Source organism: Streptomyces sp. NPDC107538 (assembly GCF_055657445.1).
Map to the genome: position 1 here is coordinate 165,715 of NZ_JBVKAY010000005.1, position 22,895 is coordinate 188,609.

Genomic DNA, 22,895 nt, shown 5'->3' on the forward strand with positions numbered 1-22,895 from the left:
TCCCGTCGGATCAGCCCTTGCTGCTGTCGTCGTCGAACAGCTCGGTGGCGTCGGCGACGCGGAGGGCCCGTTCCGCCCAGACCATGAGCTGGGCTCGGTCGGGACAACCGGTGACTCGCTCACGGACCCGGTCCGGTACCGCGATGCCACGCCATTCGAGGGTCTTGAAGATCATCTCGGCCTGAGCCTCGATCCGGCCTTCCTCCCGGCCTTCCTCCCGGCCTTCTTCCCTGCCCTCCTCGCGCGTCTGCTCGGCGAGCGGGTGTCGCCAGAAGTACTGCGTATCCGTCATGAGGTCCCTCCAGATCTGCTGTGCCACAGGGTCCTTCAGGCACGAGTCGACGAACTGCACGAAGACCGCGGCACTCTCCGCGTCGATGGTCCGCAGGGCGGCCACCAGGGATTCCAGTATGGCGGCAGCCTTGCGGCCCTTGCCATGTGTCATCGCCGAGAGCACCGCGAGGGGTACGTCCCGCTCGGCCGCCCGTTCGTCCGCGATGACCGGTACGTTGTCCGGGCCCAGCACCAGTGGCCGTACCGTGAGCGATGGGCGACCCCGCACCCCCAGGTGGATGGGCTCCGCCGCCCAGCGCGCCGTGGCCGCGCTCTGGGTGATCACGATGAGCACCGGGTCGCAGTGGTACTTCGTGTAGAGGTAGCTGAGGTAGTAGGGCCAGCTGCGACGCTTCCCCTCGTCCTTCTTCCCCTGTGACTCGACGACCAGGAGGTACGTCCCCTCGTCGGTCTCCGCCCGCAGCAGCGTGTCCACGCGCCGCTCGACCGGTTCGATCTCCGTGAGGTCGATGTTCATGGCCGCGAACTCGCGCGGCTCGGGGAAGGGCACGTCCAGCACCTGTTGCAGGGCGCGGGTGAGCAGCGCGGGATCCTTCTGGAAGATGCGGTGCAGTGCCTCGTGCGGCGAGCTGACCATCGGATCTCCTTTCTGTCGGGGTGCTCAACGAGCTAGGCGGTCAGCAGTTCGCACCACACGTATTTGCCGGGGTGGCCGAACCGGGAGGACGGCTGCCAGCCCCAGATGTCGGTGCAGGCGCGGACGAGGGCGAGGCCCCGGCCGGTCTCGGTGTCTGGCTTCACCAAACGGCTTGGCGGCTCCGGGGGCTCGGGGTCGGCGTCCCACGCTCCGATCCACAGCGCGCTGCCCGACCAGCGGACGCGCAGGGCGGCGGGGCCCTTGGTGTGGAGTACGGCGTTGGCGATCAGCTCCGTCGCGAGGAGTTCGGCGGGGTCGAGGAGGGTGGCCAGGCCGTGCGCGGTCAGGATCAGGCGCAGGGTGCGACGGGAGACGGTGACGGCTCGGGGGTCGTGGGGGATGTGGAGCACGTACTCCCAGGGTTCGACTGCCGCTTCGGGCATGGGTGAACTCCGTTCGGGGGTGGGGGGTTGAGTGGGGTGCGCGGTGGCATTGCCGCAGCCGTCGTGGCGTGACGGAGTGGTGCGCTTCCGGGGTCCGGCGTCTCGCAGAGTGTGCGGCGCGTCACTGAAAGTAGGGCATTAATTTAGGCCCACGCAACCCGCTGTCGTAATCTGGCACCCGAACGTGGCACGGCTACAAGGACGTTGGGGAGTACATGGCGGCGAGGAGCAACCCCACCGCGAGGCAAGTACGCCTGGGAGCGGAGCTACGCAAGCTGCGGGAGACCGCGGGCCTGAAGGCTCGCGGGGTCGCGGCGTTCCTGAACTCCACCTCGACCCAGATGAGTCAGATCGAGTCGGGCATTGCGGCCGTCAGCGCGGAGCGCATCCGCCGCCTCGCAGCCCACTACGCCTGCGAGGACGTGGAGTTGATCGACGCGCTCGCGGCGATGGCGGGTGATCGCACACGCGGCTGGTGGAACGAGTACCGGGGCGTCCTGCCCCAGGTGAACCTGGACGTGGCGGAGGCAGAGCACCATGCGACGTACCTGCGCGAGGTCGTCATCAACCGCGTCCCCGGACTCCTCCAGACCCCGGACTACGCCCGAGCGGTCTTCGGCTACATGCGCCCGGAGCTGTCCGAGAGCGAGCTTGCACCCCGCGTCGAGTATCGGCTGAAGAGGCGTTCGATCATCGAGGGCCAGGCCCCCACCCCGTACGAGACGACCGTCCACGAGTTCGCTTTGCGCGTCCGAGTGGCCGACCGTCAGACCTCCGCCGTTCAGCTCCGGTGGATTCTGGACCGGATCGAGCAAGGCAACGCCACCGTGCGGGTCATCCCTGTCGACCAGGACGGCTTCGCCGGTGCCGGGGCCTCCATGGTGTACGCGGGTGGTCCGGTGCCGAAGCTGGACACCGTCTTCCGGGACGCCCCTACCGGCGTCGTGTTCATCGATGCGGAACCGCAGCTGCAACGGCTCCGAACACTCCTTCGTAGAGTGGAGGCGGCGGCACTGGAACCGGTGGCGTCGCGGGACTTCATCCACCGCTTGGCGAAGGAGTTGTGATGCGCCCCATGGACCACACCCCGCGCTGGCAGAAGTCGACGTTCTCCGACGGCGGGGAGGGAGACACCTGTGTCGAACTCGCCGCCATATCAACCCACTTCCTCGGCCTCCGCGAATCCGACACCCCCGCCACCCACCTCCGTACCACCCCCACCCCCCTCGCCGCTCTGCTCCACCACCTAAAGAGCCGCGGGCTTCGTACGACAAGCTGAGGTAATCCCCCGGCGACACGCGGGGGTTCGCTGGATGGCAGGGCTGGGGCGCGTGTTTTTACGGTGGCCCCATGACCGCCACCCCCCGTACCGCCCCGGCCGCGCTCGTCGCCCTTGCCCTCGCGCTCCTCGCCAGCCTCGCCCCCGCCCACGCCCGGGCCGGAGCGGACCCCCTCCAGCGGGACGCCGATGCCCTGCGGGACAGCGGGGTGACCGGGGTGTCCGTGCGGTTGGACGAACCCAGCCGCACCCGGACCGTCCGCAGTGGTGTGGGGGACCTTGAGACCGGCGCGCCCGTACCCCCCGCCGGGTACATCCGGATCGGGAGTACGACCAAGGCCTACGTCGCGACCGTCGTGCTGCAGCTCGTCGGGGAGGGGCGGTTGGGGCTGGAGGACCGGGTGGAGCGGTGGCTTCCAGGGGTGGTGAAGGGGAGCGGGAACGACGGCGAGCGGGTCAGCGTGCGGCAGCTGTTGCAGCACACCAGTGGGGTGCCCGACTACATCGGCGATGTCGTGCCCGAGCTGAGTGCCGCCGGGTATCTGAAGCACCGGTCGACCACGTACACCTCGGCGCAGCGCGTCGCGTTCGCCATGAATCACCCTCCCGTCTTCGAGCCCGGCACCCGCTGGGAGTACTCCAACACCAACTACGTCCTCGCCGGGATGGTGATCGAGGCGGTCACCGGCAGGGGGTGGGAGGAGGAGGTGCGCGACCGGATCCTGAGGCCGTTGCGGCTCACGCGGACGTACGCGCCGGGTGACGATCCCCGGCTGCCCCGCCCCCACGCCCGTAACTACCAGCAGTTCGAGCCGGGGGGCGAGGACGGCCGGATGACCGACACCACTCTCGCCTACCTCCCCTTCGACGGGGACGCCGACGGGTCGATCATCAGTACGGCCGCCGACACCAACCGCTTCTTCTCCGCGCTGCTCGGCGGCAGGCTCCTCGCCCCCGCCCAGCTCGCCGAGATGCGCCGTACCGTCGCCGTGCCCGACGCCCCCGGCGAGGTGCCGGGGGCGCGCTACGGACTCGGGCTGGAGTGGACACCGTTGACGTGCGGCGGCGGTTACTGGGGCCACAGCGGCAGCAACTTCGGCTCTCTGACGTGGCCCGGGACGACGGCTGACGGACGTACCTCCGTCACCGTCGCCGTACACAGCCGGCCGGGCGACGAGGACACCGCCGTACGGCAGATCCGGGGCATCACCGATCTCATCGACCACGCTCTGTGCGCCCGGCACGAGAAGCCCCAGAAGCCCCAGAAGCCGCAGACGTCGCAGAGGTAGCCGGCCCTACGCCTCCATCCCCGGCGGCGGGCCGTGCGGTACCGGCCCCGCCCGGTCCAGCAAGCCCGTGCGGGCCGCCAGAGCCGCCGCCTCCAGCCTCGAACCCACCCCCAGCTTCATCAGGACCCGTTGGACGTGGGTGCGGGCCGTCGACGGGGCGATGCCCATGCCTGCCGCGATCAGGCGGGTGTCCTCGCCGTCCGCGACGCGGACCAGGACCTCGACCTCGCGTGGGGTCAGCATCTGGAGCAGGCGCTGGCCCTCGTCGTCCGGTTGGGCGGCGGGGTTGAGGAGTTCGCCGAAGGCGCTCTGGAGGAGTTGGGGGGCTACCGCCGCCTCACCCGCCCGGGCCTTCATGATGGCGCGCTCGACGCCCTCGATGCGTTCGTCGTGCCGGACATAGCCGGAGGCTCCCGCGGCGAACGCCGCCGCGATACCGCGCGGGTTGGGGACCGGTCCGAGGACCAGGACCGCCACCTGCGGGCGCTCGCGCTTGATCTTCACCACCGGGTCGAACATCCCCGGCTCGGCGGGTGTCGCCGTGCCGAGCAGGCACACCTCGGGTGCCCTTGTGATCACCAGCTCCGCCGCGCCCGCGGCGGGCGCCGCCGCCGCCAGCACCCGGTGCCCCCGCAGCTTCAACGCCGAGGCCAGCGCCTCGGCCAGCAGTCGGTGGTCGTCGACCACCATCAGCCGCACTCCCATCGAGCCACCCCACCCCCCAGTCCCCCACGGTCCCCCAGATGGTTGCCCACTATGGCCGCCCACCGGACCTCGCGGACAGAAGCCCCCCGACTTCCCGCCGACTCACCCGTCGACGCCCGCTCTTCATGCCCCCGGAAGCTACACGCTTGTTCGACGTTGCGCTCCCCCTATGAGAGAGAAGTGCCCCGGATTACCGAAATTCCCTCCCATTCGAGCGGGATGAGGGATAAGTGCACGGCCCCGCCCCTGAGCTGGGGCGGGGCCGTCGGAGGGCGTCGGCGGGGACCGAAGAAGATCGGAGGGGGCGCGTGGGGTTACTTCGCCCCGAAGCCGAGCGCCGTGTACTCCTTCTCGTCGTCCGAGTAGGGCTTGCTGACCAGTTCGGAGCCGATGAACCAGCGTCCGTCGGTGTAGAGCATCTCGCTCATCGTCGGCGTCATCGCGCTGATCGCGCGCAGCACCGACTCCGAGGACGGGGTCTCCAGGAGCTTGGTCTGCTTCAGCGTCTTGGCGTCGACGGAGACGATCTGGGCGCCCTTGTCGTACGGGCCGTCCTTGAAGGCGATGATGTTCGGCCCGTCCATCCGGATCGGGAACAGCTCGTAGTCGTCGCCCGCGTCGACCCGGTCGCCGGTGGACTTCCCCGTGGCGAGGGAGAAGGAGACGATCTCGTTGGTGGAGCTGTAGGCGCCGGTGCCGTCGTGGCTCTTGGTCGGCATGTACACCTTGTCGTTGCCGACGTAGATGCCCCGGCAGGCCCAGACCCCGCGGACCGGGCACTCGTAGTCGTACTTGTCGTCCGGGATGGAGATCTTGGCGCGCAGCTTGCCCTTGTCGTCGAGCGAGAAGATGTCGGTCGTGCCGGTCAGCGGGACGTCGCTGCCCGTCACCACACCGAAGACGACCGGGTTGGTGGAGATGATCTTGGCGCGCTGGATGCCGGAGGGCACCTTGTACGTCCACTTGACGCTGCCGGACTTGGGGTCGAGCAGCTGGATCTCGAAGGTCTCGCTGCCGTAGTCGCCGCACTTGCGGACCGCGATCAGCTGGGCGCCGCCCGCGTAGCCCTCGTCGGTGCACTCGCCGGCCTTCGGCGACCACAGCACCTTGCCGGAGTTGACGTCGAACGCGGCGCCGCCGGAGTAGCCGCCGGCCGCGGCGACCGTCGTACCGGAGATGGTGACCTCGCCGAACGGCACCTTGCTGCCGCTGAGGTCGGCGCTCTTGGTCCACACCTCCTTGCCGGTCTCGACGTTGAACGCGGTGACCTCGGAGCAGGGCTGGCGGTCGTCGTTGTTCTTGCGCTTGGCCGACTCGGTCACCACGACGGCGATGCCCTCGGTGGTGATCTCACGGGAACCCGCGCAGGTCTGACCGGCCAGGTCCAGCGTCCACTTGGCCTTCCCGCTGTCCGGGTCATAGCCGACGATCTTGTTGAGCGCGGACTTGGCGTACGTGGTCTTCGTCAGCCAGGAGCCCTTGACGCTGTCGATCGTCAGCTTCTCCTTGACCTCGTGCGCGGGCACCTGGAAGAGGATCTTGGCGCTGGTGCTGGACGGCGCCTTCTCCTGGGCCTCGGTCGGGATCTCCACGCCGCCGGACGACGAACCGCCGGACGAGGACGAACCGCCGTCGTCGCCCTTGGTGTCGTCCTTGCCGCCGGAGGTGCCCTCCGAACTGGCGGTGTCCTTCTTGCCGTTGTCGTCGTCCCCACCGGAGGTGGCGATGTAGACGCCGCCGCCGACGATGAGCGCGATGGCAGCGACCGCCGCGGTGATGATGATCGCCGCGGAGTTCACCTTCTTCTTGCCACCGGGACCGCCCGGACCGCCCGGGGCGTGCCCCACCTGCGGCTGCATCGGCATGGTCTGGGGCTGGTAGCCGTACGGCTGCTGCCCGTACGGGCCGGGCTGCGGCTGCTGGCCGTACGGCCCCGGCTGCGGCTGGCCGTAGGGACCCGGCTGGCCGGGCTGACCGGGCTGGCCCGGGTAGCCGTAGCCGGGCTGCTGCGGCGGGGGCGTCTGCGGGTAGCCGTACCCCGGGCCGGGCGCGGGCGGGCCCTGCGGCGGGGGCGTCGGCGCGCCGAAACCGCCGGCCGGCGGAGGCGTGGGCGCGCCGAAACCACCCTGCGGCGGCGGGGTGCCCTGCGGCGGCTGCGCGGGCGGCTGCGGCTGGGCCGGCGGCTGGCCCTGTGCCGGGGGCTGGGCGGGCGGCTGGTTCGGGGGCGGGCCCGGCGGCTGGTTCGGCGGGGGCGGCGGCTGTGTCATGACGTGAATACCTCGAAGCGGATCTGGGAGACCTGGGTGGACGGGTCGGGGACGTGCGAAGTGGTCACTTGCCGTAGGCCAGCATCAACTTCTCCTTCGCGTCGTCGACACCGTTCAGCAAAGTCGTGGAGATGTAGAAGCGTCCGTCCACGTAGTCGAGGGCCTTCGCGTAGAAGGAGCTCTCGATCTGCGCGGCGCTCGCCGGCATCTGGATCAGCTTGGTGGCCTTGGGGCTGCCGCCGCCGGTCGGGACGGACACCACCTGGCCGCCCGCGTCGCGCGTGGACTCCACGTACGCGAGGAGCTTGCCGCCCTCGGTCTTCAGCGGGGAGATCTCCGCGTCGGCGGACGGCGACTTGACGCGCCACTTCTCCTTGCCGGTCGCGAGGTTCAGCGCGACGATCTCGTTCGTGCCGTCCTTCTCCTCGGTCGGCAGGTAGAGCGTGTTCGCGTCGGCCGCGACGCCCGTGCAGCCCTGCATGTCACGGGTGAGGATCCCGCCGTCGCAGTCGGGCGCGAACGTGGCGTCGGAGTCGGCCTGCGAGCGGGTCGAGCCGTCGGCCTTGAGCGTGGAGATGTTCCAGGTGTTCTCCTCCTCGTTGGTGAGGTAGAGAACGACCGGGTCGACCGAGTACGCGTGCTCGACCTTCCAGCCCTTGGGGATCTTCCGCGTCCACTTGGCCTTGCCGGTCCTCGGGTCCAGCTCCTGGACCTCGTCGTGCTCCTTGTCGGTGGTCACCGCGCAGGAGGAGACCAGGATCAGCCGTGCGCCGCCCGCGAACCCGGCCGGGTAGCAGGACTGGCCGTAACTCTTCTTGTCGAACAGCTTCTTGCCGGTGTTGATGTCGTACGCCGTCCCGGACTGTGAACGGCCCACCATCAGCGTGTCCCCGGTGACGGACAGCCCGACGCTGATGTTGCTGTCGAAGAGTTCGCCCTCCTCGACCTCCACCTGCCAGCCCTTGTCACCGGTGTTCAGGTCGATCTGCTGGAGCTGGTCGCACTCGGCGTTCTTCGAGGTGCTCTTCTGGTACGCGATCACGACCCGGTCGTCGGCGGTCGCCGTCGGCGTGACCGTGCAGATCTTGCCCGGGAACTCGATCGGGTCCCAAGCGGGGTCGCCGTCACCGACGTTGTACGCGAACAGCTGCTTGTACGCGGCCTTCACCGCGACCTTGTCGGTGACCCACAGGCCGGGGGCGCTCGCGCCGGAACCGGGGGCGTCGGGGGCGCTCTTGTACCAGAGCACCTTCGCCTCGCCGTCCTTGCGGTCCGCGTTGAGGTCGGAGACGTCGAGGTCCTCGCCGCCGTCGCCGCTGCCGTCGCCCTGGTTGACGGGCGTGGAGGGGTCGGTGGAGGGGTCGGTGGAGGGCTTGTCGTCCCCGGTCGGGTTCGTGCTCTCCTTGGCGACCGGCTTCTTCTCGTCGTCCCCGCCGAGGGTTGTCACCGCGAACACCGCGCCGCCGACCAGCAGCAGCGCGACCACGGCGGCGCCGATCGCCAGCGCGGGCCTGCCCTTGAAGGGGTTCTTCGAACCACCGGTGCCACCAGGACCACCGCCACCGGCCGGGGGCGCGGGCGGCGTGGGCGCGCCCGCGTACTGCGCCTGCGGATAGCCGTAACCGGCCTGCGACGCCGGGTTGTACGGGCCGGGCTGCGCGTAGGGACCGGACTGCTGCGGCTGTCCGTACGGGCCGGGCTGGGTGTACGGGCCCGGCTGCGCGGGCGGCTGCTGCTGGGGCGGGTAGCCGTAGCCGGGTCCCGGTGCGGGCGGGCCCTGCGGCGGAGGCGTCTGCGGGTAGCCGTACGGCTGTTGCGGTTGTTGCGGCTGCGACGGCGGTGGTGGGTTCTGCGGTACTCCGTAACCGCCCTGCGGCGGCTGATCGGGTGGCTGAACCATCAGCGCTCTCCCCCTGTTCGCTGTGTGTTCGCTTCTTTCGAGCCACCCGTGGTCACGCGTGGTGTCGCTTCTCGGACTGTCTCGGACTGTCTCGGACTGCCGAAACTCTTCTCAGACGCCTCTTTCTATCACTGCGACACTTCCACGCACGGGGCCGGTCGCTCCCCTGTTCCCAAGGGAGAACCGGCCCGTGATGCCCTCGTTACGCTCCTCCACGCCCCCTTCACGGGACGTGCGCCCTATGCCCCCAGCGGGGCGTTCACGCGTCCTCGGCCAGTTCGAGCCACCGCATCTCCAGCTCTTCCTTCTCCCCGGCCAACGCCCTCAACTCGGCGTCCAGCTCCCCCACCTTCGAGAAGTCCGTCGCGTTCTCGGCGATCCGCGCGTGCAACTTCGCCTCCTTCTCGGAGACCTTGTCCAACTGCCGCTCGATCTTCTGGAGTTCCTTCTTCGCGGCGCGCGAGTCCGCGGCGGAGACGGTCTTCTCCGAGGTGGACTTCGCCGAGGCGGCCTTCGCGGCGACGGGCGAGGAGGCCGCCGCGGCCTCCTCCATCGCGTGCCGCCGCTCGATGTACTCGTCGATCCCCCGCGGCAGCATCCGCAGCGCCGCGTCGCCGAGCAGCGCGAAGACCCGGTCCGTCGTCCGCTCGACGAAGAACCGGTCGTGGGAGATCACGACCATCGACCCGGGCCACCCGTCGAGCAGGTCCTCCAGCTGGGTGAGGGTCTCGATGTCGAGGTCGTTGGTCGGCTCGTCGAGGAAGAGGACGTTGGGCTCGTCCATCAGCAGCCGCAGCAGCTGCAGCCGCCGCCGCTCACCACCGCTGAGGTCGCCCACCGGCGTCCACTGCTTCTCCTTGTTGAAGCCGAAGGTCTCGCAGAGCTGCCCGGCCGTCATCTCGCGCCCCTTGCCGAGGTCGACGCGGTCGCGGATCTGCTGCACGGCCTGGAGGACCCGCAGATTCGGGTCCAGCTCGGCGACCTCCTGGGAGAGGTACGCCAGCTTGACGGTCTTGCCGGTGACGACCCGCCCCGCGGCCGGCTGCTTCTCCCCCTCGCTGCGGGCGGCGTCGGCCATGGCCCGCAGCAGGGAGGTCTTGCCGGCGCCGTTGACGCCGACGAGGCCGATGCGGTCGCCGGGGCCGAGCTGCCAGGTCAGATGCTTCAGCAGCACCTTCGGCCCGGCCTGCACGGTGACGTTCTCCAGATCGAACACGGTCTTGCCGAGCCGGGACGAGGCGAACTTCATCAGCTCGCTCTTGTCGCGCGGCGGCGGTACGTCGGCGATCAGCTCGTTGGCCGCCTCGACGCGGAAGCGCGGCTTCGACGTACGGGCGGGGGCGCCGCGCCGCAGCCAGGCCAGCTCCTTGCGGACCAGGTTCTGCCGCTTGGTCTCCTCGGTGGCGGCGATCCGCTCGCGCTCGGCGCGGGCGAAGACGTAGTCGGAGTAACCGCCCTCGTACTCGAAGACCGTGCCCTTCTGCACATCCCACATCCGGGTGCAGACCTGGTCCAGGAACCACCGGTCGTGGGTGACGCAGACGAGCGCGGAGCGCCGCTCGCGCAGATGGTTGGCGAGCCAGGAGATGCCCTCGACGTCGAGGTGGTTGGTGGGCTCGTCGAGGACGATCAGGTCCTGTTCCTCGATGAGCAGCTTGGCGAGCGCGATACGGCGGCGCTCACCGCCGGAGAGGGGGCCGATGACGGTGTCGAGACCCTGCGGGAAGCCGGGCAGGTCGAGCCCGCCGAACAGCCCGGTGAGTACGTCCCTGATCTTGGCGTTGCCCGCCCACTCGTGGTCCGCCAGGTCCCGGATGACCTCGTGCCGGACGGTGGCGGCGGGGTCGAGGGAGTCGTGCTGGGTGAGTACGCCGGCGTGCAGTCCGCCGGAGTGGGTGACCCGCCCGGAGTCGGCCTCCTCCAGCTTGGCGAGCATCCGGATGAGGGTGGTCTTGCCGTCCCCGTTCCGCCCTACGACGCCGATCCGGTCCCCTTCGGAGACGCCGAGCGAGACCCCGTCGAGCAGGGCGCGGGTGCCGTACACCTTGCTGACGTTCTCGACATTGACCAGGTTGACGGCCATTACTCTCCTGCCACGCGGACGATCGACCCTCCAGGGTAGTCGGCGGGCCGGGAGGCCGTGACGGGGCGCTCGCCCCGGCGTCCGGCGGCCTCCCGCAGGCGGCGGCCGCGCCTGGTGAGGCCCCAGGGCTTGAGCACCGAGATCACGGTCATGAAGACGTACGCGGAGAGGGAGACGACCGGCCCGAAGAGGACGTCCCCGGCGTCGGGCAGCGGGCCGCCTGCCGCGACGGCGGTGACGGCCGTGTTCACGCCGGGGCGCAGGGCGAGGACGGTCGCGGTGAGGGTGGCCAGGGTCAGCCAGAACTTCGTCCAGACCCAGCGATGCCGGGCCAGCCCCCACTTCGTGCCGAGCGACAGCGCCAGCCCGCTGGCGAAGGTCATGACCCCGACCGGGATCAGCAGCCAGTCCGCGAACAGCTTCATGGCCCGCACCGACGCCTCCACCGTCGCCGCGGACCCGGTGGTGCCCGCGGTGGCCCCGAGCGCCAGCAGCCCGAGCGTGAGGCCGAGCCAGGCGGCGGAGGCGGTGACATGGACGACGAGGAGGGTCCGGCGTACGGGGCGGCGCAGGGGGCTGGGGTTCGTCTTCATGTGAGCCACGGTGCCGGGTGGCTCCGCCGGGGGCGTCTGCCGGCGGGAGTATCCGGGGGTACGGGGGTGGGAGTACGGGGTGCGTTGTCGGGTGCGGGTGCGTGGGGCTTCTCGCGCAGTTCCCCGCGCCCCTTAAGGGCCTACGGCCCTTTCGGGCCGAAAAAGCAGGGCGCAGCCCGCTTTTTCAGGGGCGCGGGGAACTGCGCGAGCAACCACGAACCACCCGCAGTCGCCCGATCACAGGACACCCCCACCCCTCAGGCGCCCCGCCCAAGCGTCGCAGACCGGACGTAGGGATTCCCCTCATTGACGTGAACGCGTCACACCCATCACCGTATGTGACCAGGACGCCACCCCCCACGATGGCCCGTCCGAGCAAGTCTTCACGAGAGGGGAACCACCCCCAATGTTCGTGCAGAACTCCCGCGCCCCCCACACCCCCGGCCGCCGCAGACACAGCACGGCGCTCCTCGCCGTCGTCTCCGCCGCGGCCCTGTTCACCGTCGGTGCCGCGACCGCCGCCCCCGCGGTCGCGGCACCCGCGGTGGGCCGGATCGTCGGCGCCGACGCCGAGAACGCCATCAAGGGCAGCTACATCGTCACCCTCAAGGAGAGCCTGCCCTTCAAGGCGGCCTCCGCGAAGGGCAAGGCGGTCGCGACCCGGTACGGCGCCGAGGTGGAGCAGACGTACAAGAAGGCGCTGAACGGCTATGCCACCGAGATGACCGAGGCGGAGGCGAAGCAGCTCGCCGCCGACCCGGCCGTGGCCACCGTCGCCGCCAACAAGACCGTCCACATGAGCGACACCCAGACCGGCGCCACCTGGGGCCTGGACCGCATCGACCAGGCCGACCTGCCCCTGGACTCGTCGTACACCTATCCGAGCAGCGCGGGCAGCGGTGTCACGGCGTACATCATCGACACCGGCGTACGGATCACCCACACCGACTTCGGCGGCCGGGCCTCCTACGGCTACGACGCCGTCGACGACGACTCCAGCGCCGACGACGGCAACGGCCACGGCACCCACGTCGCCGGCACCGTCGCGGGCACCACCTACGGGGTCGCCAAGGCCGCCGACATCGTCGCCGTCCGCGTCCTCGACGACGACGGCTCCGGCACGACCGCCGGTGTGGTCGCGGGCATCGACTGGGTGACCGACAACGCCCAGTTCCCGGCCGTCGCCAACATGTCCCTCGGCGGCAGCGCGGACTCCACCCTGGACGCGGCCGTCGCCAACTCCATCGCGGCGGGCATCACCTACGCCGTCGCGGCCGGCAACGACAACGCCAACGCGTCCAGCTACTCCCCCGCCCGGGTCGCGAGCGCCATCACCGTGGGCGCCTCCACCAACGCCGACGCCCGGTCCTCGTTCTCCAACTACGGATCGTCCCTGGACATCTTCGCGCCCGGGTCGTCCATCACCTCGGCGTCGAACAGCTCCAACACCGCCACCGCGACCTACTCCGGTACGTCGATGGCGTCCCCGCACGTCGCCGGCGCGGCGGCCGTCTACCTCGGCGAGAACCCCAGCGCCTCGCCCTCCGCGGTCACCACGGCCCTGACCTCGGCGGCCTCCGCGTCCACCCTCACCAGCGTCGGCACGGGCAGCCCCAACCTGCTGCTCCAGGTCACCCCGAGCGGTGACGGCGACGACGGCGGGGACGACGGCGGCGACACCGGTACGGCGTTCGAGTCGGCCACCGACGTGTCGATCCCCGACGCCGGGTCCGCCGTGTACTCGCCCATCGCCGTCAGCGGTCTCACCGGCAGCGCCCCCAGCGACCTGTCGGTGTACGTCAACATCGTCCACACCTACCGCGGTGACCTGGTCATCGACCTCGTCGCCCCGGACGGCTCGACGTACCGCCTGAAGAGCAGCAGCTCCTCCGACTCCACGGACAACGTCGACGCCACCTACACGGTCGACGCCTCCAGCGAGACGACGGTCAACGGCACCTGGCAGCTGAAGGTCCAGGACGTCTACAGCGCGGACACCGGCTACATCAACAGCTGGAAGCTGACCTTCTAGCCACACCGACCAAGCCACACGGACCAGGCAGCCGGAGAAAAGGCCGTGCGCCCCGGGGACACCACCACCCGGGGCACACGGCGGTCCTGCGAGACCCTGGGGCCCTGGGCGCCCTACCGGCGCCGCTGCTGGATCAGCGCCGACGCCGGGGCCAGGGAGCGGGCGTCGCCGACCGCCGGCTCCTGGTGGACGGGCATGTCGTCGCGGATCAGGTTCTCGGGGATGAAGACGGCGGCGGCGACGCCTCCGTTGGTCGAGTGCCGCAATTCGACGCGCAGCCCCTGCCGTTCGGCGAGCCGGTTCACCACGATCAGGCCGATCTGCTTGGCGTCGAGCAGGTCGACCCGGTCCGACTGGATCTTGCGGTTGGCGTCGGCCATCGCCTCGTCGTTCATGCCGAAGCCGCTGTCCTCGACCTCGATGAGGACGCCGTCCCGCAGCCGGGCGGCACGCAGCTGGACCTTGGTGGAGGGCGGGGAGAACGCGGCGGCGTTCTCGACGAGTTCGGCCAGCAGATGGATGACGTCGGCGACGGAACCGCCGTTCAGCGACACCTTCGGCGCGGCCCAGATCTGCACCCGGGTCGCGTCCTCGATCTCGGCGACGGCGGCCCGCAGGACGTCCGTCAGCGCGATCGGGTCCCGCCAGCCGCGGCCGGGGGCGATCCCGGACAGGATCAGCAGCGACTCGGAGTGGCGCCGCATCCGGGTGGCCAGGTAGTCGACGCGGTAGAGGTCGTACAGCTCGGCGTGGTTCTGCTGTTCCTGCTGGCGCTGCTCCATGACGCTGAGCAGGTCGAGCTGGCGGTGCAGCAGCACCTGGCTGCGGCGGGCGAGGCTGACGTACACCCCGGAGATGCCGCTGAGGAGTTCCGCGCGCTCGGAGGCCGCCTTGAGCGCGGCCCGCTGCACGGCCGTCAACGCGGTGCCGACCTGGGCGAGTTCGTCACCGGCGAGACGCCGCATCGGGGCCTCGGCGTCGATGTCGACGCCCTGCCCGGCGTGCAGCTTGCGCATGGCCTGCGGCAGCCGGCGCCCGGCGACCTCCAGGGCGGAGTTGCGCAGGTCGAGGAGTTCGACGATGAGGCCGCGCCCGACGCCCACGGAGACCAGGAGCGACAGGAGCACGCCGACCAGGCCGAGGACGACGGCGACGCCGGAGGCGCCGAGCGTGTCCCAGCCGAAGACGTCCGCCTTCGCGGCCGCGCCCGTTCCCGCGTCCTCCTCCGCCGCGGCCAGGCCCTCCAGCACGGCCTGCGACGAGGCGTCCCAGTCCTTCAGCACGGCCGCCGACACCGGTCCCGCCCCGGCGTCGGTCACCCCGTCCTCGACCTTGACGAGGGTGGCGTAACTGTCGCTGTCCAGCAGCACGTTGTACGCGGGCTGGTGCTCGGCCTTGAGGTCGGCGACGGCCGGCTTCAGCAGTTCGCGCTGGGTGGCGACGGCACCGACGAACCGCGCGTACTCCTCCTTGGTCAGCGTCCCGGAGGCGGTGGCGGCGGCCAGCAGCGCCTGCTCGCGGGCCACGGCGTCCCGGACCCGGGAGAGTTCGAGGACGACCCGCGCCTCGGAGGTCGCGTCGGTGCCCTTCTCGCTGGTCAGCGCGCCGGTCACGGCGAAGGCGTGGTCGATGACCGTGGAGTACTTGGTGTACGCCGTCGACACCGTGCTCTTGGCGTCCTTCGCACCCGACCCGGTGGTGTCCGCGCGCAGGGCGGCGAGGTCGCTGAAGTCGGCTTCGAGGGTCTCCAGCCGGTCGGGCAGGCCCGTGTCGATCAGACCCGCGTCCGAACTCGACGAGTTGAGGCCCGCGCGGAGCGCCGTCACCGCCTTGTCGGTGGCCTGCTGATCGGCCCGCAGCTCGTCGAGACCCGTCTCGCTGCGCTTCGCGGCGTACCGCATCGCGGCCGTCCGCTCGTCCTGCAGCACGGTCACGAACTCGGCGACCGGCGCCAGCAGTTCACTGTTGACGTCCTTGGCCCGCTCGGTGTCACCGATGGCGGCCACGGTCGTCACGGCCGCATAGCTCCACAACGCCATCAGCGACACGATGGGCAGCATCAACAGGGCCACGATCTTGGCCCGCACAGATCTGGGCCGCAGCAGCCGGGTGGTCGCACGGAAGATTTTCATTTGGGGACCTCGCTGAGAAAGGGCGATTCGAGCGCCCCGAAAGGGCCGTAGGCCTTAAGGGGCGCGGGGAACTGCGCGACCAGCCCCCACCGGGCCCGCAGCCAAAAACGGCGCTCAATACACGGCGCTCAAAGCGGAGCGCTCACGCAGTCGACAGCTCGACCTCACGCAGAAGCTCATCGGCGAAAGAGGACTCGGCCCGCTTCCCCGTCGGCGACAACGCCACATACGCCGAGGTCAGGAAGAGGAACGACCCCAGCATCACGGCCAGCGGAAACAGGAACTCGGTAGCCGTGGCGCCCGCCAACTGGGCTGTGCTGGGCGCGAGATCGATGTTCACGGCGTACATCGCGGTGTAGTGCATGCTGCTGACCGCGAGCCCCATCACGAGCGCGGCGATCGCGGCGAGCACACCCCCGCGCACGACCAGCGTCAGCGCCAGCGCGGCGGTCGCGGCGACGACGGCGATCACCACGGAGGCGATGACCAGGGACGGGTCGTAGCTGACCTGGCCGTGCAGATTGAGCGCGGCCATGCCGGTGTAGTGCATCGCGGCCACGCCGAGCCCGGTGCCGAGGCCACCGAAGGCCACCGCGCGGACCCGGGAGCGGCCGTAACCGGCGGTGAAGACACCGGCGCTGACCACGGCGATCGCCATGACGAGGCTGAGGACGGTCATCGGGACGTCGTAGCGGATCGGTGTCCCCTCCACCCCGAAGCCCATCATCGCGACGAAGTGCATGGTCCAGATGCCCGAGCCGATCGCGAACGAGGCGAGCGTCAGCCAGTTCCGCTTCGAGGCACCCTCGGCCTCAAGTGCCCTGACGGTGCAGCGCAGTCCGAGCGCGGAGCCGACGCAGGCCATGACATAGGAGAGGACGGGGGTGACCCATCCGGCGCTGAAGTGGTCCATGTGTCCCATGAGGAACCCCTCTCGCCCGCCGCGGGGACGACACCACGCGCACGGGAAGTACCGCCGGTAACGAGGCACCGGGGATCGAGATCATGCCACCCGAAAATGAGCCGCAGATCACCGGAAAGGGGCCCAGAAGGGAATTCCGTGAACATTAAAAGACTGTGGCGTGGGTTACAAACTGAAGGGTTTGGCGGACCATTGCCTGACCTGCACATTTCCTCCACGGGACCCCTCCGGTCAGGCACTTGACCGTGCGCCACCACCAATGAGTTCCACCAGTGCCCACCCGGCGAGCGTCATCGCCACGGCCACCGGCGCACTGACCTGAACGGCGATCAGCAGAGCCGTACGCCCCTCGAACAGCCCGCCGAACCCGACCATGGAGAGCCCGAGCACACCGAACAGGCACAGGGTCACCCCAACTGCGGCCGCGGGCCCGGAATACGCCCCAGACCTGCGTGAACTCCCGATCCGCCCGGACCGCGCGGCAGGCCGTTCGAAACTCCGGAAGACGGCCACGAGCACCGCCGTCAGAAGGACCGCCGCCCCGAACCGCAGCGGCAGTTGGACCCACCAGGCACCCGACGCGGGTGCGGGCAGGTCGACATCGAGGGCGAGCAGTACGCCGTAGACGCCGAGCATGGCCGAAAGGTGCCACAGGAACGCGGTCATGGAGATGCCGTTGGCGGCCACGACCGTCCGCCACACCTTCGGCCGCTCCAGCCACCGTCCGACCGGCCCGCGCAGCCACTCCACCGCGCCGACCAGCCACAGCCCGTGGCACAGCAGTGCGAAGGTCGGCGGCGCCATGTTCGACACCTTCTCGCCCGGCATCCCGACCATCGACAGCGGATACGGCCCGTACGCCACCAGCAGCGCGGCCCCCGCGAGCCCGGCCCCGGCGAGGAGGTACGGCCGGGTCAGCCGCCCGTCGGCGCGCAGGAACCCGAGCTGGTGGACCGCGAGCCAGACGAAGGCGAAGTTGAGGAACTCGACGAACGGCACGTCGAGCGCGAAGCGCAGTACGTCCACGAGGGCGGCGGCCGCGACAAGCCCGCCGAACGCGCCCCAGCCGAACCGCTCGTGGAGCTTCAGCAGCGGCGGGGTGAAGGCGACCATCGCCAAGTAGATCCCGATGAACCACAGCGGTTGCGCGACCAGCCGCAGCGCCACGTCGAGCAGTCCGCCGCCCCGGCCCGCGAGATGGAGGAGCACGGCGGCGGCGCCCCACACCCCTATGAACACCATGGTCGGCCGCAGCAGCCGCTGGAGGCGGGCGCGCAGGAACGCGGGGTAGACGGACGCGCCGGCCGGTTCGCCGCCCGGTTCGCCGTCCTGGTGCCCGGCCGCGTGCTTCCGGCTGAGCGAGCGGTAGGAGAGGGCGTGCGAGAAGCCGCCGACGAAGAAGAACACCGGCATGATCTGCAGGGCCCAGGTGAGGACTTGGAGCTTCGGCTCGACGGCGAGGAGGTTGCCCACCTCCACCCGGCCGTCGGCGCCGGTCGTGACCGCGGCCATCAACCAGTGGCCGAGGACGACCGTGCCGAGGGAGGCGACGCGGAGGAGATCGACGTACCGGTCGCGGGTGGCCGGGGTGGCGGCGGCGAGTGCGCTCGCGGTCGCGCCTGCACCGGCCTTCGCGCCGGCTGCTGCCCCGGCTGTTGCGCTGGCTGTTGCGGTCATGGGAGTACGGTCGCGCGGGCGCCGGGGTGGGCGGCAGCGCTCCCGTACTCAGCTCACCTCTGAGTACCTACGCGCCTACGCCCGGGCTCCCCGGATCACGGTCGCCCCGGGCGCGGGCGAGGCGGCCACGCGCGCGGCCTTGCAGGTGCCGGACGCGAGGAGTCCCTCGGCGACGGCGTGGGCGGAGTCGGCGTCCCGGGTGAGGAAGGCCGTGGTCGGGCCCGAGCCGGAGACGAGCGCGGCGAGCGCGCCGGCCGCGCGGCCCTCGTCGAGGGTGTCGGCCAGGCGCGGGAAGAGGGAGAGGGCGGCGGGCTGGAGGCCGTTGGAGTCCGACAGGAAGGCCGCGAGCGCGTCGGCGTCGCCCTTGGCGAGCGCGTCCAGCAGCACCTGGGAGGCGACGGGCTCGGGGACGGTGTCGTGTGCGTGCAGCCGGTCGAACTCGCGGTAGACGGCGGGCGTGGAGAGCCCGCCGTCGGCGACGGCGAACACCCAGTGGAAGGTCCCGCCCACGTCGAGGGCCTGGAGCCGCTCGCCCCGCCCGGTCCCGAGAGCCGCCCCGCCCACCAGGCTGAACGGCACGTCGCTCCCCAACTCGGCGCAGATGTCGAGCAGTTCGGCGCGCGAGGCGTTGGTCCCCCAGAGGGTGTCGCAGGCGAGGAGCGCGCCGGCCGCGTCCGCGCTGCCGCCGGCCATGCCGCCCGCGACGGGGATGTCCTTGACGATGTGGAGGTGGACGGCGGGCTCGACGCCGTGCCGCTCCGCCAGCGCGAGGGCGGCGCGTGCGGCGAGGTTCGTGCGGTCCAGGGGGACCTGGTCGGCGCCAGGGCCCTCGCAGGTGACGGTCAGTTCGTCGGCGGGGGTGGCGGTGACCTCGTCGTACAGCCCGACGGCGAGGAAGACGTTGGCCAGGTCGTGGAACCCGTCGGGCCGGGCCCCGCCGACCGCGAGCTGGACGTTGACCTTGGCGGGGACGCGAACGGTGACGCTCACGGCTGGCTGGGCTCCTCGGTGTCGGTCGTGTTGTCGGTCCTGCTGTCGGTGGCGCTCTCGGTGGTGCCCTCGGTGACGCGGTGCTCGGCGATGGCGGCGAACTCCTCGACCGTCAGGGACTCGCCGCGGGCCTGCGGGGAGACCCCGGCGGCGACGAGGGCGGCCTCGGCGGCGGCGGCCGAACCGGCCCATCCGGCGAGGGCGGCGCGCAGAGTCTTGCGGCGCTGGGCGAAGGCCGCGTCGACGACCGCGAACACGTCCCGCCTGGCCGCGGTGGTCTTGATCGGCTCGGTCCGGCGGACCAGCGAGACGAGCCCGCTGTCGACGTTAGGCGCCGGCCAGAAGACGTTCCGCCCGATGGCCCCGGCGCGCTTGACCTCCGCGTACCAGTTGGCCTTCACCGAGGGCACGCCGTACACCTTCGAGCCCGGCCCGGCGGCGAGCCGGTCGGCGACCTCCGCCTGGACCATGACGAGGGTGCGTTCGATGGTGGGGAAGGTCTCCAGCATGTGCAGCAGCACGGGGACGGCGACGTTGTACGGGAGGTTCGCGACGAGGGCCGTGGGCGGGGGGCCGGGCAGCTCGGTCACCTGCATCGCGTCCTCGTGCACGAGGGCGAAACGGGCGGCGCGGGTGGGCATCCGGGCGGCGATGGTGGCGGGCAGCGCGGCGGCGAGGACGTCGTCGATCTCGACGGCCGTGACCCGGTCGGCGACCTCCAGCAGGGCCAGGGTGAGCGAGCCGAGGCCCGGGCCCACCTCGACGACCGTGTCCTCCGGGCGGACGTCCGCGGTCCGCACGATCCTGCGGACCGTGTTCGCGTCGATCACGAAGTTCTGGCCACGCTGTTTGGTGGGGCGTACGCCGAGCGCTGCCGCGAGCTCGCGGACGTCGGCGGGGCCCAGGAGGGCGTCGGGGAGGCGGGGGGTGCTGCTCACCGCACCAGGGTACGGGTTGGGACCGGGGCGCCTGATAGCTCGGGGGTACGGGTACGTGGGCGACTGCGGCTCCGGTGGGGCGTCTCGCGCAGTTCCCCGCGCCCCTAAAAGACCAGGCCCTGCGGGCCTGAAAAGCATGGGGCGTAGCCCCTGTTTTTCAGGGGCGCGGGGAACTGCGCGAGACGCCCCACCGGGCCCGCAGTCGCGAACGCTCCCGCACCCCCGAGCTGTTAGGCACCCCCGTCACCCCCGAAGCCGCGCCCCGCAATGCGGCCAAGGACTCGCCCCCCGCTGGACATACAGCTTCTTCGCCCGCAGCGTCTGCTCGCCCGCCGACGCGTCCTGGGGCCGCCCGCTCCCCCCCAGGCTCTGCCAGGTCCGCGTATCGAACTGGTACAGCCCCCCGTACGTCCCGGAGGGATCGACCGCGTTGGGCCGACCCCCCGACTCACACGCCGCCAACCCCGACCAGTTCAACCCGTCCGCCCCCGCCACAGACGTCGGCACCGCCTTCGTCCCCACCTTCACGACCTGATCCCGCGGCTCCCGCACCACCTCGGTCCCCACCAGCCGCGGCCGCTGCGCGACCCCGTTGACCGACCGGAGCGCGTACGTGACCCGCCGCGCCCCCGCCTGCCCGGCCCGCTCGACGACCTCGGTCCCCCGGAAGAGCGACGGATCCTCGACCCGCCGCACCCGGAACGGAATCGGCACCTCCCGCACCTCCGTGGACCCGGTCACCCGCAGCACGGTCACCGTCTGCCCGTCCCGGGGAAAGCTCGTCCACTCGGCCGACGTGGTGTCCTCCCCGCGCAGGGTGACCCCGGCCTGCTCCACGGCCTCCCCCACGGTCGCCGCGTTCGTCCGGATCGTCCGCGTCCGCCCGTCCGCCATGATCGTGACGGCACGCTCCGTACGGACGTCCAGCTCCAGCCCCTCCCGCCCGATCCGCTGGGAGCGCGAGGTCGACACGTACGCGCCCTCCGCACGCACCCCGAGCTGCTGGAGCGCCCCGTCCACGGTGTGCGCGGTCGTCCAGACCTTGCGCCGGTGACCGTCCAGGGTGAGGGCGACGGGCCGCCCGTAGTGCACGGCGACCTCGTCGCCGCTGCTGAGCGCGGTGCCGGGGGCGGGCGCGATCACATCGTGGGCGCCGAAGGCGACCCCCTCGTCGGCGAGCAGTTCGGAGACGTCGTCGGCGAAGGTGTGCAGCGTGCGCGGGCGCCCGTCGACGGTCAGCTCGATCGCCTTGTCCTTCGCCACGAACGCGGAGGTCCCGCCCGCGAGGAACGCCACCACCAGCGCCTGCGGCACCAGCCGCCGCAGCGACCCGGGCCGGTCGGCGGCCCGTCTGCGCCGCACGGCCCGCCGCGAGGAGGCCCGGCCGCCGCCGGGAGGCCCGTCCGGAGCGAGATCCTCGTAAGCGGGCCGGTAGGTGTCCTCGGGGCGGTAGGTGCCCTCGTACACCCCGTAGGGCAACGTCTCGGCCTCGTACGACGACGACCGCACGTTCGCCTGCACATTCGGCATATTCGGCACATTCGGCGGCACATTCGGCGGCACACTCGTCGACACATTCGGCTGCGCATTGCTCACGACGACACGCTCCAGAGGGGATCCGGGTCCGGGTCGGGCGACGTGAACCTAGCGGACTCCGGTCACCCTCCAAAGCAACGTGGTCACACAGTGTCGCGACACGGGCCGCTGATCATCTTTTTGGGCCCCCCGGACGGCCGAACCGGCGTGACCCGTCAGTAATCGAACGCCCGCGCCGTGTTCGCCGCGATCGCCGTCGCCAGCGCGTCCTCGCCGATGCCCCGGACCGCGGCCATCGCCCGAACCGTGACCGGAATGAGATACGGCGCGTTGGGCCGTCCGCGGTACGGCGCCGGTGTCAGGAAGGGCGCGTCGGTCTCGACGAGGACGAGTTCGAGGGGCGCGACGGCGAGCGCGTCGCGCAGTGGCTGCGCGTTCTTGAACGTCATGTTCCCGGCGAACGACATGAAGTAGCCGTGCGCGGCGCAGACGGCGGCCATGTCGGCGTCGCCGGAGTAGCAGTGGAAGACGGTCCGCTCGGGCGCGCCCTCCTCCTTCAGGATCCGCAACACGTCGTCGTGGGCGTCGCGGTCGTGGATGACCAGCGCCTTGCCGTGCCGTTTGGCGATCTCGATGTGCGCGCGGAACGACCGCTCCTGGGCGGCCTTGCCCTCCGGCCCGGTCCTGAAGTAGTCGAGACCCGTCTCCCCGACCCCCTTGACCTGCGGCAACGCGGCCAGCCGGTCGATCTCGGCGAGCGCGTCGTCGAGCGCCGTATCCCCGCCGGGCGTCCGCGCGCCCTGCCGGGACCAGCCGTCGGGGTCTCCGTGGACGATGCGGGGGGCCTCGTTCGGGTGCAGCGCGACCGTCGCGTGCACGGCCGCGAACCGCTCGGCGGTCTCGGCGGCCCAGCGCGAGCCCTTGAGGTCGCAGCCGACCTGGACGACCGTCGTCACCCCGACGGAGGCGGCCTTCGCGAGGCCCTCCTCGACCGTGCCGGACTGCATGTCCAGGTGCGTGTGCGAGTCCGCGACCGGCACCCCGAGGGGCGCGGGGAGCGGGGGCGCGGCGTTCTTGTCGTTCTTGCCGGAGGTTTTGCCGGAGACGTTGCCGGAGTCGTTCGAAGGCATGCCCCGATCCTACGAATCGCACGAAGCGCACGAATCGCGGGAGCGGGG

General features: G+C 71.1%; 18 protein-coding genes. 4 read left to right on the forward strand and 14 right to left on the reverse strand.

The annotated features are described in order from the left end of the window. Window positions 1-10: 10 nt before the first annotated feature. Complete coding sequence (locus ACZ7MG_RS19105; protein ID WP_471395012.1) at window positions 11-931, reverse strand: hypothetical protein; 921 nt, start codon at window positions 929-931, stop codon at window positions 11-13. Window positions 932-963: 32 nt separating this feature from the next. Then, window positions 964-1,374 carry an ATP-binding protein gene (locus tag ACZ7MG_RS19110; RefSeq protein ID WP_471395014.1) on the reverse strand — a complete coding sequence of 137 codons (411 nt, stop codon included), beginning with the start codon at window positions 1,372-1,374 and terminating at the stop codon, window positions 964-966. Window positions 1,375-1,589: 215 nt separating this feature from the next. Between ACZ7MG_RS19110 and ACZ7MG_RS19115 the strand changes: the two genes are divergently transcribed. From ACZ7MG_RS19115 to ACZ7MG_RS19125, 3 genes are all read left to right on the forward strand, one after another. Further along, complete coding sequence (locus ACZ7MG_RS19115) at window positions 1,590-2,441, forward strand: helix-turn-helix domain-containing protein (RefSeq protein WP_471395016.1); 852 nt, start codon at window positions 1,590-1,592, stop codon at window positions 2,439-2,441. Continuing rightward, window positions 2,441-2,653, forward strand: coding sequence for a DUF397 domain-containing protein (locus ACZ7MG_RS19120; protein WP_471395018.1), 213 nt, complete (start codon window positions 2,441-2,443; stop codon window positions 2,651-2,653). Before ACZ7MG_RS19115 ends, ACZ7MG_RS19120 begins: the two co-directional genes overlap by 1 nt. 71 nt (window positions 2,654-2,724) lie before the next feature. Continuing rightward, window positions 2,725-3,942, forward strand: coding sequence for a serine hydrolase domain-containing protein (locus tag ACZ7MG_RS19125; protein WP_471395019.1), 1,218 nt, complete (start codon window positions 2,725-2,727; stop codon window positions 3,940-3,942). Window positions 3,943-3,948: 6 nt separating this feature from the next. Here the strand turns inward: ACZ7MG_RS19125 and ACZ7MG_RS19130 are convergent, their stop codons facing one another. The 5 genes from ACZ7MG_RS19130 to ACZ7MG_RS19150 all read right to left on the reverse strand — a co-directional run bounded on the left by ACZ7MG_RS19130 (window position 3,949) and on the right by ACZ7MG_RS19150 (window position 11,490). Further along, on the reverse strand, window positions 3,949-4,647 hold the full coding sequence (locus tag ACZ7MG_RS19130; protein ID WP_471946146.1) for a helix-turn-helix transcriptional regulator: 699 nt from the start codon (window positions 4,645-4,647) through the stop codon (window positions 3,949-3,951). Window positions 4,648-4,961: 314 nt separating this feature from the next. Continuing rightward, entirely contained in the window at window positions 4,962-6,914 is a 1,953-nt protein-coding gene (locus ACZ7MG_RS19135; protein ID WP_471393872.1) for an outer membrane protein assembly factor BamB family protein, read from the reverse strand. A 64-nt stretch (window positions 6,915-6,978) separates the two neighbouring features. Continuing rightward, complete coding sequence (locus tag ACZ7MG_RS19140; RefSeq protein ID WP_471393870.1) at window positions 6,979-8,814, reverse strand: outer membrane protein assembly factor BamB family protein; 1,836 nt, start codon at window positions 8,812-8,814, stop codon at window positions 6,979-6,981. 259 nt (window positions 8,815-9,073) lie between these two features. After that, entirely contained in the window at window positions 9,074-10,897 is a 1,824-nt protein-coding gene (locus ACZ7MG_RS19145; protein ID WP_471393867.1) for an ABC-F family ATP-binding cassette domain-containing protein, read from the reverse strand. Beyond that, the gene (locus ACZ7MG_RS19150) at window positions 10,897-11,490 is read right to left on the reverse strand and encodes a DUF2269 domain-containing protein (protein ID WP_471393864.1); all 594 of its coding nucleotides are present in this window, start codon (window positions 11,488-11,490) and stop codon (window positions 10,897-10,899) included. The genes ACZ7MG_RS19145 and ACZ7MG_RS19150 overlap by 1 nt, the downstream gene beginning before the upstream one ends. A gap of 406 nt (window positions 11,491-11,896) precedes the next feature. On the opposite strand from ACZ7MG_RS19150, the gene ACZ7MG_RS19155 reads away from it, so the two are divergent. Continuing rightward, entirely contained in the window at window positions 11,897-13,522 is a 1,626-nt protein-coding gene (locus tag ACZ7MG_RS19155) for a S8 family peptidase (RefSeq protein ID WP_471393862.1), read from the forward strand. A gap of 113 nt (window positions 13,523-13,635) precedes the next feature. Here ACZ7MG_RS19155 and ACZ7MG_RS19160 read toward each other — a convergent pair whose 3' ends face one another. From ACZ7MG_RS19160 to ACZ7MG_RS19190, 7 genes are all read right to left on the reverse strand, one after another. Beyond that, window positions 13,636-15,654 (reverse strand): sensor histidine kinase, encoded by a 2,019-nt coding sequence (locus tag ACZ7MG_RS19160; RefSeq protein ID WP_471393859.1) that lies wholly within the window; start codon window positions 15,652-15,654, stop codon window positions 13,636-13,638. Between the two features lie 142 nt (window positions 15,655-15,796). Then, window positions 15,797-16,576: an MHYT domain-containing protein gene (locus ACZ7MG_RS19165; RefSeq protein ID WP_471393856.1), complete on the reverse strand. Its 780-nt coding sequence runs from the start codon at window positions 16,574-16,576 to the stop codon at window positions 15,797-15,799. Between the two features lie 231 nt (window positions 16,577-16,807). Further along, a complete protein-coding gene (locus ACZ7MG_RS19170) occupies window positions 16,808-18,253 on the reverse strand; it encodes an acyltransferase family protein (RefSeq protein ID WP_471393854.1) in 1,446 nt (481 codons plus the stop codon). A 75-nt stretch (window positions 18,254-18,328) separates the two neighbouring features. Next, window positions 18,329-19,243, reverse strand: coding sequence for a 4-(cytidine 5'-diphospho)-2-C-methyl-D-erythritol kinase (locus ACZ7MG_RS19175; RefSeq protein WP_471393851.1), 915 nt, complete (start codon window positions 19,241-19,243; stop codon window positions 18,329-18,331). Then, window positions 19,240-20,181 carry a 16S rRNA (adenine(1518)-N(6)/adenine(1519)-N(6))-dimethyltransferase RsmA gene (rsmA, locus tag ACZ7MG_RS19180; RefSeq protein ID WP_471393848.1) on the reverse strand — a complete coding sequence of 314 codons (942 nt, stop codon included), beginning with the start codon at window positions 20,179-20,181 and terminating at the stop codon, window positions 19,240-19,242. The genes ACZ7MG_RS19175 and rsmA overlap by 4 nt, the downstream gene beginning before the upstream one ends. A 243-nt stretch (window positions 20,182-20,424) precedes the next feature. Beyond that, window positions 20,425-21,711: a ubiquitin-like domain-containing protein gene (locus ACZ7MG_RS19185; protein WP_471393845.1), complete on the reverse strand. Its 1,287-nt coding sequence runs from the start codon at window positions 21,709-21,711 to the stop codon at window positions 20,425-20,427. Between the two features lie 221 nt (window positions 21,712-21,932). Continuing rightward, window positions 21,933-22,847, reverse strand: a complete 915-nt coding sequence (locus tag ACZ7MG_RS19190) for a TatD family hydrolase (RefSeq protein WP_471393842.1) — start codon at window positions 22,845-22,847, stop codon at window positions 21,933-21,935. Window positions 22,848-22,895 lie beyond the last annotated feature (48 nt).

Coding starts and splice junctions, on each gene's coding strand:
- ACZ7MG_RS19155 (WP_471393862.1), top strand. CDS start 11,897: ATGTTCGTGCAGAACTCCCGCGCCCCCCACACCCCCGGCCGCCGCAGA.
- ACZ7MG_RS19145 (WP_471393867.1), bottom strand. CDS start 10,897: ATGGCCGTCAACCTGGTCAATGTCGAGAACGTCAGCAAGGTGTACGGC.
- ACZ7MG_RS19120 (WP_471395018.1), top strand. CDS start 2,441: ATGCGCCCCATGGACCACACCCCGCGCTGGCAGAAGTCGACGTTCTCC.
- ACZ7MG_RS19165 (WP_471393856.1), bottom strand. CDS start 16,576: ATGGGACACATGGACCACTTCAGCGCCGGATGGGTCACCCCCGTCCTC.
- ACZ7MG_RS19125 (WP_471395019.1), top strand. CDS start 2,725: ATGACCGCCACCCCCCGTACCGCCCCGGCCGCGCTCGTCGCCCTTGCC.
- ACZ7MG_RS19160 (WP_471393859.1), bottom strand. CDS start 15,654: ATGAAAATCTTCCGTGCGACCACCCGGCTGCTGCGGCCCAGATCTGTG.
- ACZ7MG_RS19115 (WP_471395016.1), top strand. CDS start 1,590: ATGGCGGCGAGGAGCAACCCCACCGCGAGGCAAGTACGCCTGGGAGCG.
- ACZ7MG_RS19150 (WP_471393864.1), bottom strand. CDS start 11,490: ATGAAGACGAACCCCAGCCCCCTGCGCCGCCCCGTACGCCGGACCCTC.
- ACZ7MG_RS19190 (WP_471393842.1), bottom strand. CDS start 22,847: ATGCCTTCGAACGACTCCGGCAACGTCTCCGGCAAAACCTCCGGCAAG.
- ACZ7MG_RS19130 (WP_471946146.1), bottom strand. CDS start 4,647: ATGGGAGTGCGGCTGATGGTGGTCGACGACCACCGACTGCTGGCCGAG.
- ACZ7MG_RS19110 (WP_471395014.1), bottom strand. CDS start 1,374: ATGCCCGAAGCGGCAGTCGAACCCTGGGAGTACGTGCTCCACATCCCC.
- ACZ7MG_RS19140 (WP_471393870.1), bottom strand. CDS start 8,814: ATGGTTCAGCCACCCGATCAGCCGCCGCAGGGCGGTTACGGAGTACCG.
- ACZ7MG_RS19185 (WP_471393845.1), bottom strand. CDS start 21,711: ATGCCGAATGTGCAGGCGAACGTGCGGTCGTCGTCGTACGAGGCCGAG.
- ACZ7MG_RS19135 (WP_471393872.1), bottom strand. CDS start 6,914: ATGACACAGCCGCCGCCCCCGCCGAACCAGCCGCCGGGCCCGCCCCCG.
- ACZ7MG_RS19105 (WP_471395012.1), bottom strand. CDS start 931: ATGGTCAGCTCGCCGCACGAGGCACTGCACCGCATCTTCCAGAAGGAT.
- ACZ7MG_RS19170 (WP_471393854.1), bottom strand. CDS start 18,253: ATGACCGCAACAGCCAGCGCAACAGCCGGGGCAGCAGCCGGCGCGAAG.